Source organism: Patescibacteria group bacterium (genome assembly GCA_041665585.1).
In the GTDB taxonomy this organism is placed as follows: domain Bacteria; phylum Patescibacteriota; class Gracilibacteria; order JAHISY01; family JAHISY01; genus JAHISY01.
Map to the genome: position 1 here is coordinate 216826 of JBAYIN010000001.1, position 14333 is coordinate 231158.

The window sequence follows — 14333 nt, forward strand, 5'->3', positions numbered from 1 at the left end:
TAAATCATTCACTCATTGAATCATTTTCTTCTGGTGGGATGACGCGCCAGCGCGTTTCTTTTTCCAATTTCCCTGGGACGGCGAAACCCGCAGCTTTGACATGACCGCCGCCGCCGAATTGGCGTGCGATGGCGGCGACATCAGTCGCATCGTCGAGCGTGCGTAGGCTCGCTTTCACGAGTCCGCCGCGTTCACTCAGGAGAATCGAAAATTTCGCGTTCGGCACGGCATTCACATAATCCACCACGCCAGCGAGATCTTCGTCGCGTGCGCCTGCATTTTCAAAATCTTTCCTCTGTGCGACCGCGAGTGTCACGCCTTCGTCCGTCTGGCGCAAACTTGTCAGTACGCTGCCCCAGAGTTTCAGCGCGGGGAGCGGAGTCGAGCGGTAGATATTTTTCGCAATCGCAAAATTATTCGCACCCTGGCGCAACAATTTCGCCGCGAAACGCAGCGTTTCCGGGCGCGTGTTCGAATGGCGGAAGCTGCCAGTGTCCGTCGAAATTCCGCAGAGCAGGCAAGTCGCGACAGCGGGCGTGATTGGGATTTCCAAAATTTCAAATAACTTCGTCAAGATCGAACAGGTCGCGCAAAATTCCGGGTTCACGATTTGCACATCACCGAAATCGCTCGCGACAGGATGGTGGTCGATTTTCACCAATTTCCGCGATCCGTCGAAAAGCTCAGGTTTCGACTGGTCGAATCCGGTTTGGTGAATGTCGCCGCAGTCGAGGACGATGATGAGGTCGAATTCTGCCGCGTCGAAGTCGTTGACGATTTTTTCGCTGGTCGGCAAAAATTTCAAAATCGCCGGGGCGGGATCGAGACAGCCAGCAGTCACGACGCGTCCGGCTTTCGCCAAAACTTGGAATAAGGCGAGCAAGCTGCCGAGCGCGTCGCCGTCCGGATTTTTATGTGTGAGCAATAAAATCTTGCGTGCAGTGAGCAATGCATCTTCGAAGTTCGCGATTTGTTTTGGGTCAAGATTTAGCATGGAACATTAAGCATGGAACATGGAACATGGAGCAACGCGAGGTTTATTTTTCTCGATAATTTGAATTTTTTCGCGCGCTTGTTTGTGAAGATGTGAAGATAAGGACTGATTCTAGTTTTTCCAAAAAAGCGAAGCTAGTAAATCAGCTTGCGTCTCGCTCAGAATGTTGGCGAATTATTTCTCGAGGTGGTATTTGCCAGCCTGCAAATCACTTACGAGCTTGCCGCGCTCGATACGAATCACTCTTTTTTTGATGCGGTCGACGGTCTCGCGGTCGTGCGTCGCGAGGATGACAGTCGCGCCAGCTTTATTGATATCGAGCAAGAGATCGATGATTTCCGCGCCGGACTGCGGATCGAGATTGCCGGTCGGTTCGTCGCCGATGATGAGCGCCGGTTCGTGGACGAGTGCGCGCGCGAGCGCGGTGCGCTGGCATTCGCCACCGGAGAGCTGTGACGGAAAAGCATTTCTGCGGTGGGTGAGTCCGACGATGCCGATGACTTCATCGACTCTTTTTTTAATCAGGCTCGACGGATCGCCGCAGACTTCGAGCGCGAAGGCGATGTTTTCGAAGACCGTTTTCTTCGGCAGTAATTTGTAGTCTTGGAAAATCACGCCGACTTTGCGGAGATAAAGCGCACGCGAAATTTCATCGAGATTATTAATCTCATAATTATCGACGGAGACTGAGCCCTCGGTCGGATGAATCGCACCAGTCAAGAGATTCACGAAAGTCGTCTTGCCTGCACCGCTCGGCCCGACGACGCTGACGAATTCGCCGCCGCCGATTTCGCAATTCACGCGATCCAGCACCGTGCGGCTACCGTATTTTTTCGTGGCGTTTTCGAAGACAATCACGAGTGGAATTTTAGATTTAAAATTTAAAATTTAAAATTGAAGTTTGGAGATTTAGTGTTTGAGAAAACTTTTAGAATTTTGAGAACTTTACGAAAAACAAATTTTCAAAATTGCGCCGTTCCTCGTTCTGGGCTGAATGATGTAAAATCCCCCTCGTGGACAAAATCGCTGTTCTCGACTTCGGCGGGCAGTACGCTCACTTGATTGCGAATCGCATTCGGCGGGCGGGGGTTTTCGCTGAGATCATCATTCCCCAAAATCTCGTCGATCCAGCCACTGAGCTGAAAGATTTCCGCGCGGTGGTTTTGAGCGGCGGTCCGCAGTCCGTGCTCGAAAAAAACTCACCCAAAGTTGATCCGGCGATTTTCGCGATCAAAAAACCGATTCTCGGGATTTGTTACGGTCTGCAATTTCTCGTTCATGCGCTTGGTGGTCAAGTCAAAAAAGCGGCGGGCGGGGAGTTCGGTGAAGCGAAATTAAAAATTACCGGTAAGTCGAAATTACTGGCTGGTCTGCCCAAGGCTTCGACCGCTTGGATGAGTCACGGCGATGAAGTCAAAAAATTACCAAAAGGTTTTGAGAAAATTGCTTCGACTGCGGACTGCGAATTTGCTGCGATTGAAGATTCTGCTCGTCAAATTTTCGGCGTCCAATTTCACCCTGAGGTGAAGCACACGGAATTCGGCGAAAAGATTCTGGCGAACTTTCTCAAAATTTCCGGCGCGAAAAAAAGCTGGGACCTCGACAAATTTCTGAAAGACGAAATTTCCAAAATTAAAAAGCAGGTTGGTCAGAAAAAAGTTTTTCTACTCGTCTCGGGTGGAGTGGATTCGACGGTTGCCTTCGCACTGCTCGAAAAAGCACTCGGCAAAAAACGCGTTTTCGGTCTGATGATTGACACGGGTTTGCTGCGCCAAAACGAAGCCGAAGAAGTTCACAAGAGTTTGACCAAGGCGGGCTTCGCCAATTTAAAAGTTGCGAATGAGGCTGGTCACTTCGCGGCTGCGCTCAAAAATATCACTGACCCGGAAGAGAAACGCCGTATCATTGGGCGCGTTTTTCTCAAGGTGCAGCGCAAAGTTTTGAAACGCCTGCGTTTCAATCCGCGCGAGTGGCTGCTCGGACAGGGCACGATTTATCCGGACACCATCGAGTCGGCGGGGACAGCCAATTCCGACAAAATCAAAACACACCACAACCGTGTCGAGGAGATTGAAAAAATGATTGAAAAAGGTTTACTCGTCGAGCCGCTCGCGGAACTTTACAAGGACGAGGTGCGTGAAGTCGGTCGCAAATTGAAGCTGCCGAAAAATTTAATCGAACGCCATCCTTTTCCGGGGCCAGGTTTGGGTGTCAGGATTCTTTGCGGTGAATCCGAAAAACCGAAAACGACGAATAAGATTGAGACTGAGATTAATCGCAAATGGAAAATTCGCGGCAAAGTTTTGCCACTGCGTTCAGTCGGTGTGCAGGGCGATGCGCGGACCTTCGCGCACCCGGTCGCGCTCTTCACCGCGTCGCGCGATTTCGACAAGCTCTCGGCGATGGCGACCTGGATCGTCAATAAATTCCCCGAGATCAATCGTGTCGTTTTAGGTCTCGATGTCGCGAAAGCGCCGCGCGTTTTTTTGGCGGCTCCAGCGAAGCTGACCACCTCGCGCGTCGAGCTGGCGCGCGCCGCTGATGCCGTCGTGAATCAGGCTTTGTCCGCGCAAAAACTTTACGCCAAGGTTTGGCAATTTCCGGTCGTGCTGGCACCGGTTTTCGAAAAAGGCGGCGAGGCGATTATTCTGCGACCGATTAATTCAGAAGAGGCGATGACCGCGAATTTCGCGCGCTTACCCAAAACTTTTTTCGCGACGGTCACCAAAAAATTACTCAAGCTTGATGGTGTCGAGCATGTTTTTCTCGACCTCACGAATAAACCGCCGGCGACGATTGAGTGGGAGTGAAGGAATTTAAAATTTAATATTTTCGATTGAAAATTAAGAAAAGTCGGAAAGCGTAAATCTGAGATTTTTTGTTACTTTTTTAGAAATTTTCCGTAGAATATTAAAGCAAACAAATTTAACCCTTTTAAAATGCCTTCTCCTCATCCTTTTCAAAACTTCGATTGGTCACTCAAGTCGATTGCGAAGATTTTCGTGGCGTTTTTGATCGGCATCGTCGCACTCGCACTCGTCGCCGGTATCATCTCGTTCGCTTTCCAGACGATTGTCTCGCCATTCACTGGCAGCAATTACGATCGTGGATACGCCGAGACGGCGATGATGGATGCGAGCTATTCCAAAGGCATGGGTTTGAGCTCGTCGAATATCATGCCGCCGATTCCTAGTCCGGAGGGTGGAGTCGTCGATGCGACTGCCGAAGATTACGAAGTCAAAACCTATTCGGCGAATTATCAGCCGAATGATAAAACTAAAATTTGCGCCACGATTATCGGTCTGAAATCGGATCCGGAGATTGTCTTCTCGAATTCAAACGAAGACGAGCAAAGTTGCTCTTTCACCTTCGAGATTCCGAATGCGCGTGCGGAGGAAATTGTCACCTTGCTTAAAAATCTCAATCCGGAAAACCTGAGTGCGAATATCTACACGATTCAAAAAGCGGTCGAGGGGACGAGTGACCAACTTGCGATTCTTACGCAAAAATTGGAACAAACCGAGGCGACGCTCACAGAAGCGCAGGCATCGTATGCGGATTTGATGAAGCTCGCGACGAGCTCACGCGACATCACTAATTTGACGCAATTGATCACGCTCAAGATTTCGGCGATTGAGCAACTCGCGCAAACCAAAATTTCCATCAACCAAGAGATTGAACAAGTGCAGCGCAGTCGCGCTGACTTGTTGCGCCAGATTGCCAACACGACTTTCAATGTCTCGGTTTACGAGCAAAAATTCATCGACTGGAAACAGATTGGCGATAGCTGGAAACAGGCAATTCGCGATTTCGTTTCGAGCGTCACTGATCTGACTCAATTCGTCTCAATCCGACTCGTGAGCTTCACTCTGTATGCTGCGGCGGCGATTGCCTATCTCGCGATTGTGTTCGCCTTCCTCAAAGTGCTTTGGTTGCTGGGTAAAAAAGTTTGGAAGTTCGAGCGCAAGAAATAATTCAATTTGAAATTGGCATTGTAGAGACGCGATTAATCGCGTCTCTACTTTTTTGTTAAAATCTCGCAAATGAAGAATTTTTACATTACGACTTCGCTGCCTTATGTGAATGCCGCGCCGCATGTCGGCTTCGCGATGGAGGCGATCGAGGCGGATGCACTCGCGCGATTCCACAAGCAAAGAGGTTTCACGGTCCGCCTCCAGACCGGGACGGACGAGCACGGTCTCAAGATTCAAAAAACCGCAATCGAAAATTCGACCACGCCGGAAAAATTGACCGCGGAGAATTCCGCAAAGTTCCGCGGGCTCAAGAGCGCGCTTGATTTTGATTTCGACGATTTCATCCGCACTTCGGACTCGCCGCAACATGCCGCTGCCGCGCAAAAACTTTGGCAGAAAATCGCGGCGGCGGGCAAGCTAGAAAAACGCAAATATGCCGCGAAGTATTGCGCGGGTTGCGAGGAGTTCAAGAGCGAAAAAGATTTGGTTGATGGTCATTGCCCGAATCATCCGAATTTAGATTTGGAAGATATCGAGGAAGAGAATTATTTTTTTCGGCTCTCGGATTTCTCCGCGCAGATTCTCGCAATTCTCGGCAAAAAAGTTGAAATTCTGCCGCACTTCCGCGCGAAAGAATTTCTCAATGTGGTCAAGGAAGGATTGCACGACATTTCATTTTCGCGCTCTTCCAAAAAATTAAAATGGGGAATTCCCGTGCCAGGCGATGCTTCGCAGACGATGTATGTTTGGTGCGATGCTCTCACGAATTACATTTCCGCGATTGATTTCGCGAATGAAGGCGCGGACTTCCAGAAGTGGTGGCTTGATGCCGAAAAAATTCATATCATTGGCAAAGACATTGTCCGTTTCCACGCTGGGATCTGGCTCGGGATGTTGCTCGCGGCGGATGTGCCACTGCCGGACAAAATTTACATTCACGGCTTCATCACTTCTGAAGGTGAGAAGATGTCGAAGTCGCGCGGCAATGTCGTCGATCCGTTTGAGATTTCCAAAGAGTGGGGCAGTGACGCGCTGCGTTTTTATCTGCTCTCTGAAATTCCAAATGGTCAGGACGGTGATTTTTCGCAAACGCGTTTTGAAGAGGTTTACAATTCGCAACTCGCGAATGGTCTGGGCAATTTGGTCAGTCGGGTTATTATTTTGGCTTTGAAGTTGGGTACAAATTTAAATTTGGCTGAAACTAAAAGTAGCGACGCATCTCGAAGCGTAGAAAAAATGTGGCAGCAAATTGAAAATTCAATGAGCGGTGAGTTTGATTTTCGCGAAAGTTTGCGGGCGATTTTCGATTTGGTTGAATTTGCTAATAAGTTTATAGCTGACCAAAAACCATGGGAGTTAAAAGATGGGGACGAGAAAGAAGAAAAGGTCACGATTTATTTGAGTTTACTTTTTCAAATTGCGCTTGCGCTTAAACCTTTTCTTCCCAAGGTTTCCCAAAAAATTGCGCAAAGTTTGGGAGTGAGCTTGGAAGGTAATTTCGACAATTTGAAAAAATGGGGCGCAGTTTCGGAATTTAAATTAACCAAGCCGGAAATTTTGTTTCCGAAAAAAGCTTAGAATCAACTGTTGAACTATGATAGGCATCACGCCAAGAAGGCACTCTCGTTAACCCCCGAGATATCTCGGGGGTTAACTGCCTCAAAAATATTCAAAGATTGAAAATTAGTCTCATAAGATTGCTTCGTCGCTGCGCTCCTCGCAATGACAAATGCCAAAAACTACCAATCCTGAAGGGACTCCTTCGGGACTACCAACTACCAACTACCAACTATTAACTATTAACTAAGAATGAAGGGAATTATCCTCGCCGGCGGAAAGGGAACGCGCTTGCTACCGCTGACGAAATTCACGAATAAGCATTTGCTGCCGGTGCATGATCGACCGATGATTTTTTTTCCGCTCACAACTTTAAAAAATTCAGGTGTTCGCGAAGTCTTGGTTGTGACAGATGGAAAATATTTGGCTGAGTTCAAAAAAGTTTTGGCTAAATTTCCCGGTCTCAAAATTTCCTTCGCGCTGCAAAAAAAACCGGACGGCATCGCGGGTGCTTTGCGCTTGGCGGAAAAATTCTCCGCTGGTGAAAATATCGCGGTGATTCTCGGCGACAATATTTTCGAAGCTGATTTCAAAAAGGATGTTTGCGAATTCAGATCTGGCGCCAAAGTTTTTCTCAAAAAAGTCGCCGACCCGGAAAGATTCGGCGTCGCTGAAATTCGCGGGACGAAAGTCAGCAAAATTATCGAGAAACCAAAAAATCCCCAAAGTGACCTCGCAGTCGTAGGACTCTATTTTTTCGATAAAAGCGTGTTTGACATCATTCGCAAAATGAATCCGAGTAAAAGAGGCGAGCTTGAAATTACCGATGTGAATAATTTTTATCTTCAAGAAAAATCACTTATTTGCTCGAAAATTAAAGGTTTTTGGACCGATGCCGGGACTTTCGAGAGTCTCGCCGCGGCGACAAAATTAGTTCGGGAAAAAGGTCGAAAATAAATTTGTTTTGGTTTTTCAAAAAATCTAAAATTTTCGCAACAAATTTAACCCCCCCAAAAAAATGCAACTCATCCAAAAACTGCGTGACCGCAAAGGTTTCACGCTCGTTGAGCTTATCGTGGTAATCATGATTATCGGTATTCTCGCCGCGACGCTCTTGCCGAAGGTGATGGGTGCTCCGGCGAAAGCGCGTGATGCCGCTCGTGAAGCTGACTTCAATGCAATCGCGACTGCGATGGAAATGTATTACGCGGACAATAGTGTTTATCCAACTCCTTCAGCTGATGATACAGTTGGGGCTTTGTTGGTTACTAACGGTTATATGAAAGCAGATTTGAAAGATCCGCAGGATGAAGCGGCGTATATTTATGTCTACTGTACAGCCTCGCGTAATGGTATTGCTAACCAAGCTTTTGCGCTTGGCACCTATTTAGAGTCTTCGACTGGTGCTGTTCGTCATCTAGAAGTTGGTGATCCAATTATTACTCCGGCGGCAGATGGTGCGACGAAAGCTGCTCCGAAGTCACCCGCGACGATTGGAACATACGAGTATGGGCTCAGCGTCTGTGTGGATTTATAAGAACTTCAAATAGTTTTAAGAAAAGAGGGTGCGATGCGCCCTCTTTTTATTTCCGGCTTTCCGCAAAGCACTTCCAAAAGGTGAATTCGTTGTAGCCAAACTTTTGGATGATCCGGCAGTTTTTCAGCAGAAACTTTTTTGGCAAGAGCTCGCCTTCGCTGTAAATTTGCTTCGACGATTTGATGCTGTTTTCTCCCGTGATGACGAGAGGGACTTTGGTCTGGCTGAGATTGCGCAGTCTTTTTTCTGTTGAAGCAATTCCAATAGTTTCCCACTTCGCGTATGTATCGAAGTCGTGCTCGAAAATTTGACGATTCGCCATGAGCGCGAGTAGTGGCGTCAGATTCCCAATGCCCCAAATTGCTTCACTCGGTTTGGTCTCTCGCTCTAAGATTTGCAGCATTTGCTCTAGGTCTGCGATTTGACCGAGATTGCCATCCACCTTGTAATAATCCCAAACGCTATAAAGTGAGCTGAAAACAAGCGTAATAAGAATCAGCGGCAAGATGAATTTTTTAACGCCTGGATTTTTTTCCAGGAATAGCTGACCAAGTAAAATTGCGAGGATTGCAGCCAGTGGCTGAAAGTAGAAATAAAAAATTTCGTTGAAAAATGCGCAAAAAATCAAAATACCTACGGAGCTGATGACGGCGGGTTTGAGGAGGGCATTTTTTTGTTGTAGCCAAAATCCGACACCAAGCGTCACGACCAGCGCGGAATTGTATTTTAGCAGCGCCAGGAAGATGGATGCTCTTTCGGATACGGGTTTGGCGAAGTGATTGAAAAAAATTAAATCAAGATATTTTCCGCCAATCGTGAGCCAAAAAAATAAATTTGGAATTCCGAACGAGACGAATCCGCCCAAAATAAAACTAAAAAAAGCCTTTCTGTTTTTTAGTAGCGGAAGTAAAAAAATTGCTGGTATTATCCCGTAGAGTTTCGTCAGCGCGGCTAAGCCGAAAAATATGCCTGCGAAGAAAAATCTTTTTTGCTGGAAAAAAATTAGCCCAAGAATGACAAAGGGAGTGAGGATGGTCGCGCCAAGTAAGAAATCCGCATGGGCAAAAACTACGCCCGCAAAAAGAAAAGTAATCGCAGCGAGCAAGCCGGCTTGAAATTGTCGCTGCAGGCTGAAAAAAGTGAAAATTAAAAAACTCGAAATAATTGTGATTAGCTGCGGAACAATCAAGGCAGCCGTGAGATTGAACCCGAAAAACATTTGCCACAGCGCCGTGAAATAGGGAATCAGCGGTGGAGAAGAATAAAAAAAGTCGCGGTAAGGCAGATTGCCATTCAGAATCTCTTTGCCGGCATACCAGTAAATCCAGGCGTCGCCGCTGCGCGGAGCGAGAAATCCGAGGCGAAATTTCCACCAAGCAAAAACAATTAAGCCAAACAGGAGCCACCAAAAAAACTTGTTATTTGTGAGGCTGTAGTTCTTAAGTTTGGCAAAATTTGGCATCAGCGCAAATCATCGTAGCTTTTCAGCGCTTCATTTAGCACGAAGAAAGTCAGGAGGAGCGCGCCGAAATTTAAGAAAATGTGGGAGAGCATTTAAGCGAACAAGAAGCCATTGCCGCAGCCGTCAACAAAAATTTTTTCGCCAGGACGCGGAGCGCAGAGAATTCGTCCATCGCTCGCCTCGATGCGCGTGTGTCCCTTGCGCTTGTACACGACGCGTTGCTCGTCCATCCAAGTGCGTGGCGCGATTTTGAAGATTTTTAGCATTGTATTTACATTGTCACCACGAGCGGAGCGAAGTGGTCTCGTGGACTCTTATGCTCGTGCCGGGATTGCTTCGTCCGCCGTGGCAGACTCGCAATGACATTTATCGTTCACTCAAAAAGCGGCGCGAGAGTCTTCACGAGCCAGCTTTTTTTACGGGTTTTCAGGTTCAAAATTTCGTTTTGTTCATTCAAAACTTGGCAGTACGGACAGCGTTCTTGTTTGGTAGAAATCGCTTTTCCGCATTCTAGGCAGCTTGTAATCATGGAGTGGTGAGCATTTGACTGTCGAGAAATTTCTCGATGTCGCTCTCCCGGATCCGATAAACCCGACCAATTTTCGCACCGCGCAATTTCCCGTCTTTGATGTAGTTCAGGATGGTAAAAGGGTGCAATTGCAGCATTTCGCCGACCTGATCGGGAGTGAGGATGCGATCTTGCATAATTCGTCGTTTGAAGGGATCGAATTTTATTCAATCCGAGACGATTTAGCAAGATTTGAGTCAAGGTAATTCAACCGGGAGCAACTAAATGTAGTATAGGCAGTCTAGGCTCGATTATCAACATTTTAGTCAAGTTAATTTAAAAAGACCCAATTTAATTAAAGCTGATTAAATTTAATTAAAGTTGGGATGCTTTGGTCTCGCCCGAGACAACGGAATCAAAATTTGTTCAAGCCCAAGATATTGTAGCACAAAACAGCTTGAAAGAAATAGTTTTATCGTTTTTGGCGAAACTTAAAACCATTCGCGAGAATTTCAAGTAGCTTCGGACAAGTTAGAAAAATTTGAGACGATTGGGAAGTGGTTTAAAAGAAGTGCTTAAAGCTTAGCGAGACAGTGAACACATTTTTTATGGTAAAATCATATTCGAGATGGCAGGCAATACTTTCGGCAGCGTCCTCAAAATTACGACTTTCGGTGAGTCACACGGCGTCGCGCTCGGTTGTGTGATTGACGGCGCGCCTGCGGGCATTTCGATTTCCGCTCGGGAAATTCAGCTCGAGCTCAATCGGCGACGACCGGGTCAGTCGAAAGTGACGACGGCGCGTGATGAAAAAGATCAGGTTGAAATTCTTTCGGGAGTTTTCGAAGGCAAGACGCTCGGCACACCGATCGCTTTACTGATTCGCAATCAGGACCAAAAATCGGCTGATTACGCCAAGCTCAAGAACATTTTTCGACCGGGACACGCGGACTTCACTTGGCAGCAAAAATTCGGTCTGCGCGATTTCCGCGGTGGCGGGCGCTCGTCGGGTCGTGAGACGGTCGCGCGAGTTGCGGCAGCCGCGATTGCGCGCAAAATTCTCGACTCAAAGAAAATTAAAATCATCGCCTTCGCGCAAGAAATCGCTGGCATCGTGTCCCAAAAGTTCGACGCGAAAGTGATTGAAAAAAATTTAGTCCGAGCAGCTGATCCGGTCGCGGCGCAGAAAATGGAGGCGGCGATTGTCGCGGCGCAAAAAGCGGGCGACTCGGTCGGCGGCGTGATTGAGATTCGCGTGCAAAATGTGCCGGCGGGATTGGGTAATCCAGTTTTTGACAAAATCTCGGCGCGACTTGGTGCGGCGCTGCTTTCGATTGGTGGAGTTAAGGGAATTGAATTCGGTATCGGTTTCGCTGCCGCCAAATTGCGCGGCTCAGAGATGAATGATGAGTTCATTTCTCTGAAAAAAAAGAAAACGAATCGCGGCGGAGGGATTGCCGGCGGAATCACGGACGGCTCGGAAATTATAATTCGTCTCGCTGTGCGACCGACAGCCTCAATCTCATCGCCTCAAAAAACAATTGACGCCAAGGGCAAAGCTCAAAGAATCCAAATTGCTGGTCGCCACGATCCCTGCCTCGTGCCGCGCATCATCCCGGTCGCGGAGGCGATGGTCGCGCTCACGCTGGCGGATCTTTTGCTCGCGAGTCGGGCTGATCGGATTTAAAAAATCTAAATTTTGAACGACTGGCAGTTGTAGTTTTTTACCAGTGTTAAAATTCTCGCGATGATTAAGAGTGTCACGCTTTCGATTAATTCCGTGATTTCGTGGTTGCTCAAGATTTTCATGTTTGTCGTCACGATTTATTTTTTTGCAGAAGGAAATTATCTTTTGTCTGGTTTCGCATTTTTGACTTTGGCGATTTCGCTGATTCCGGCAATCGTCAATCGCAGCTACAATGTGAACTTGCCTTGGAATCTCGATTTTCTACTAACACTTTGGCTTGCATTTTCTTTGCTCGGCGAATTGGGTTTTTACGCTGAGATTTGGTGGTGGGATGATTTCCTACATTTCGCGGGGACAGCGGTGCTCGTCTATCTCGCTTTCGTGCTCGTTTACGCGCTCAATTTCACCAAAAAAATTCGTCTCTCGATTCCACTAATCGGTTTTTTTACTTTTATCTTCGGCGTGGCTTTCGGTGCGCTGTGGGAAATCGCCGAATTTTACGCTTGGAAAATCACCGGCACGGACGCGCTCGCGATGGGTACGCCGCCGGATTTTCGCGTCGGGCTGCTTGATACTTTTTCCGATTTGCAATTCGACGCCGCTGCTTCGATTTTCGTCGCGCTGCTCGGAATGAAATATGTCGCGCGTCAACGCCATGTCAAATTGCGCGAATGGATGCGACCATTCATCGAGATTTTCGGAGAAAAAATTAAAGTCGTGCGCAGCAAGGCGCGTCGCCAAATTAAGCCACCGCGAAAATAATTTCGCGCGCGGGTAACATGAAGGGTTGTTAAGTCATAAGTCATAAGTCATAAGTATTAAACATTGTGAGTTAACGCAAGCGTGGATAAACCTTGTCAAAAGTCAAAATGCTCGAAATTCCAAGGCTTGCGGTTTGGACATTGAAAATTATTACGTAAATTATGAGGCTGGAAAATTAGAAAAGTTCCTAACTTATTCCTCGAAAGCAATTTCTGATTTGAGCTAATCAATAGTGGTTCGTTTCGAGCAGCTCGGACATTTAATTTTCGCGGCTGCGGTTTTAGCTCCAATCAAGTAGAATTTCCGCAATGCCCGCCAAAATTTTTTCGGCGACGACGGTTGGATTGAATTGCGAGATTATTGAAGTGGAAGTTGATTTACTTTCCGGTCTTTCGAAATTCCTCGTCGTCGGACTCGGCGACACGGCTGTCCAGGAGTCGCGCGAGCGGGTGCGTTCCGCCGTCAAAAACTCCGGCTTCTTTTTTCACACGCAGCGCATCACCGTCAATCTCGCGCCGGCGGATTTGCCGAAGTCTGGTCCGAGCTTCGACTTTCCACTCGCGGCGGGGATTCTGCTGGCGAGTCGTCAGATTCGCATTCCGGAAATCGAAACCACAATTCTGATTGGCGAGCTCGCGCTCGACGGCGCGACGCGCGGCGTGGCGGGAATTCTCCCAATCGTCGCGGAGGCGAAGAAAAAAGGCTTCCGTAATTTTTTCGTGCCGGCGGAGAATGCACGCGAGGCGGCAATCATTGACGGTGTCCAAATTTTCCCAGTGACAAGCTTGCTCGAATTTGCACGGCACGCTTCGGGCACGCAAAAAATTCAGCCGCTGCCGAAATTGGACATCTCCGAATTAATCGTCGAAGAAAATGATGGCATCGATCTCGCGCATGTCCGCGGACAAGAACACGCGAAACGCGCGCTCACCGTCGCGGCTGCCGGCAGTCACAATCTGCTTTTTTCTGGACCGCCGGGGAGTGGCAAGACGATGCTCGCGCGAGCCTTTCGTACGATTCTGCCCAGAATGTCGGTCGCCGAAATTCTCGAAGTCTCCAAGATTTATTCAGTCGCCGGTTTGATTCCTGCCAAAAGTCCGTTGATTTCGACCCGACCATTTCGGGCGGTGCACCACACGGCGAGTGGCGTTTCGATCGTCGGTGGCGGGCGCAAAGTCGGTCCGGGCGAAATTTCGCTCGCGCACAAAGGTGTACTTTTTCTCGACGAGATTGCGGAATTTCCAACTCAAGTGCTCGAAGTTTTACGCCAGCCGCTCGAAGACGGCGTGATTGCGATTTCGCGGGCGGCGGGAACTGTGAATTTTCCGGCGCGCTTCACGCTGATTGCGGCGATGAATCCTTGCCCTTGTGGGTTCGCGACTGACACCGAGCGCACTTGTAAATGTTCGCCGCGCGAGATTGAACGCTACCAAAAAAAATTATCCGGACCACTGCTTGATCGCATCGATCTGCATGTCGATGTGCCGCGCGTCAAATTCGAAAAGCTCGACGCACCGATTTCCGCTGAGTCGAGTGAGTCGGTTCGGCGCAAAGTTCAGGCGGCGCGCGACATCCAGCTTGAACGGTTCGCGAAATTAAAAATTCACGCGAACTCCGAGATGTCGAGCGAACAGACCAAGAAATTTTGCGTGCTCGATGAGCCGACCAAAAAATTACTCGAACAGGCTGTGACGCATTTTCAGTTATCAGCACGCGCGTATTATCGGATGCTCAAATTAGCGCGCACGATTGCCGATTTGGAAAATTCGGAAAAGATCAAAACCAATTTTGTCGCTGAGGCTTTGCAGTATCGTCCGAAAAATAGCGAATTCTGAAAATGAAGCTTTAATTA

13 protein-coding genes are annotated in these 14333 nt (G+C 48.1%); 8 read left to right on the forward strand and 5 right to left on the reverse strand.

Annotated features, from left to right (window positions below; translation table 11 throughout):
- Positions 1-4: 4 nt before the first annotated feature.
- Positions 5-994, reverse strand: coding sequence for a bifunctional oligoribonuclease/PAP phosphatase NrnA (locus WCV72_01130; GenBank protein MFA6457978.1), 990 nt, complete (start codon positions 992-994; stop codon positions 5-7).
- A 174-nt stretch (positions 995-1168) separates the two neighbouring features.
- Positions 1169-1852 (reverse strand): ATP-binding cassette domain-containing protein, encoded by a 684-nt coding sequence (locus WCV72_01135; protein MFA6457979.1) that lies wholly within the window; start codon positions 1850-1852, stop codon positions 1169-1171.
- A 155-nt stretch (positions 1853-2007) separates the two neighbouring features.
- Here WCV72_01135 and guaA point away from each other — a divergent pair, with 155 nt between their 5' ends.
- The 5 genes from guaA to WCV72_01160 all read left to right on the forward strand — a co-directional run bounded on the left by guaA (position 2008) and on the right by WCV72_01160 (position 8062).
- The gene (gene guaA, locus WCV72_01140; GenBank protein MFA6457980.1) at positions 2008-3804 is read left to right on the forward strand and encodes a glutamine-hydrolyzing GMP synthase; all 1797 of its coding nucleotides are present in this window, start codon (positions 2008-2010) and stop codon (positions 3802-3804) included.
- A gap of 129 nt (positions 3805-3933) precedes the next feature.
- Positions 3934-4968 carry a hypothetical protein gene (locus WCV72_01145; GenBank protein MFA6457981.1) on the forward strand — a complete coding sequence of 345 codons (1035 nt, stop codon included), beginning with the start codon at positions 3934-3936 and terminating at the stop codon, positions 4966-4968.
- A 69-nt stretch (positions 4969-5037) separates the two neighbouring features.
- Positions 5038-6546 carry a methionine--tRNA ligase gene (locus WCV72_01150; GenBank protein ID MFA6457982.1) on the forward strand — a complete coding sequence of 503 codons (1509 nt, stop codon included), beginning with the start codon at positions 5038-5040 and terminating at the stop codon, positions 6544-6546.
- Between the two features lie 231 nt (positions 6547-6777).
- On the forward strand, positions 6778-7482 hold the full coding sequence (locus WCV72_01155) for a sugar phosphate nucleotidyltransferase (GenBank protein MFA6457983.1): 705 nt from the start codon (positions 6778-6780) through the stop codon (positions 7480-7482).
- Between the two features lie 61 nt (positions 7483-7543).
- Positions 7544-8062: a prepilin-type N-terminal cleavage/methylation domain-containing protein gene (locus tag WCV72_01160; GenBank protein MFA6457984.1), complete on the forward strand. Its 519-nt coding sequence runs from the start codon at positions 7544-7546 to the stop codon at positions 8060-8062.
- Between the two features lie 46 nt (positions 8063-8108).
- Here WCV72_01160 and WCV72_01165 read toward each other — a convergent pair whose 3' ends face one another.
- From WCV72_01165 to WCV72_01175, 3 genes are all read right to left on the reverse strand, one after another.
- Positions 8109-9524, reverse strand: a complete 1416-nt coding sequence (locus WCV72_01165) for a glycosyltransferase family 39 protein (protein MFA6457985.1) — start codon at positions 9522-9524, stop codon at positions 8109-8111.
- Between the two features lie 92 nt (positions 9525-9616).
- Positions 9617-9790: a hypothetical protein gene (locus WCV72_01170; protein ID MFA6457986.1), complete on the reverse strand. Its 174-nt coding sequence runs from the start codon at positions 9788-9790 to the stop codon at positions 9617-9619.
- Between the two features lie 259 nt (positions 9791-10049).
- Entirely contained in the window at positions 10050-10229 is a 180-nt protein-coding gene (locus WCV72_01175; protein ID MFA6457987.1) for a helix-turn-helix domain-containing protein, read from the reverse strand.
- A 431-nt stretch (positions 10230-10660) separates the two neighbouring features.
- Between WCV72_01175 and aroC the strand changes: the two genes are divergently transcribed.
- The 3 genes from aroC (at position 10661) to WCV72_01190 (ending at position 14316) form a co-directional block, all read left to right on the forward strand.
- The gene (aroC, locus tag WCV72_01180; protein MFA6457988.1) at positions 10661-11719 is read left to right on the forward strand and encodes a chorismate synthase; all 1059 of its coding nucleotides are present in this window, start codon (positions 10661-10663) and stop codon (positions 11717-11719) included.
- Between the two features lie 60 nt (positions 11720-11779).
- Positions 11780-12481, forward strand: coding sequence for a hypothetical protein (locus WCV72_01185; protein ID MFA6457989.1), 702 nt, complete (start codon positions 11780-11782; stop codon positions 12479-12481).
- A 308-nt stretch (positions 12482-12789) separates the two neighbouring features.
- A complete protein-coding gene (locus WCV72_01190) occupies positions 12790-14316 on the forward strand; it encodes a YifB family Mg chelatase-like AAA ATPase (protein ID MFA6457990.1) in 1527 nt (508 codons plus the stop codon).
- The last annotated feature ends 17 nt before the right edge of the window (positions 14317-14333 follow it).

What these genes read in the sequence shown, in the direction of transcription:
- WCV72_01130 (MFA6457978.1), bottom strand. Translation starts at nt 994, where the DNA reads ATGCTAAATCTTGACCCAAAACAAATCGCGAACTTCGAAGATGCATTG.
- WCV72_01145 (MFA6457981.1), top strand. Translation starts at nt 3,934, where the DNA reads ATGCCTTCTCCTCATCCTTTTCAAAACTTCGATTGGTCACTCAAGTCG.
- WCV72_01150 (MFA6457982.1), top strand. Translation starts at nt 5,038, where the DNA reads ATGAAGAATTTTTACATTACGACTTCGCTGCCTTATGTGAATGCCGCG.
- WCV72_01155 (MFA6457983.1), top strand. Translation starts at nt 6,778, where the DNA reads ATGAAGGGAATTATCCTCGCCGGCGGAAAGGGAACGCGCTTGCTACCG.
- WCV72_01160 (MFA6457984.1), top strand. Translation starts at nt 7,544, where the DNA reads ATGCAACTCATCCAAAAACTGCGTGACCGCAAAGGTTTCACGCTCGTT.
- WCV72_01165 (MFA6457985.1), bottom strand. Translation starts at nt 9,524, where the DNA reads ATGCCAAATTTTGCCAAACTTAAGAACTACAGCCTCACAAATAACAAG.
- WCV72_01170 (MFA6457986.1), bottom strand. Translation starts at nt 9,790, where the DNA reads ATGCTAAAAATCTTCAAAATCGCGCCACGCACTTGGATGGACGAGCAA.
- WCV72_01175 (MFA6457987.1), bottom strand. Translation starts at nt 10,229, where the DNA reads ATGCAAGATCGCATCCTCACTCCCGATCAGGTCGGCGAAATGCTGCAA.
- aroC (MFA6457988.1), top strand. Translation starts at nt 10,661, where the DNA reads ATGGCAGGCAATACTTTCGGCAGCGTCCTCAAAATTACGACTTTCGGT.
- WCV72_01185 (MFA6457989.1), top strand. Translation starts at nt 11,780, where the DNA reads ATGATTAAGAGTGTCACGCTTTCGATTAATTCCGTGATTTCGTGGTTG.
- WCV72_01190 (MFA6457990.1), top strand. Translation starts at nt 12,790, where the DNA reads ATGCCCGCCAAAATTTTTTCGGCGACGACGGTTGGATTGAATTGCGAG.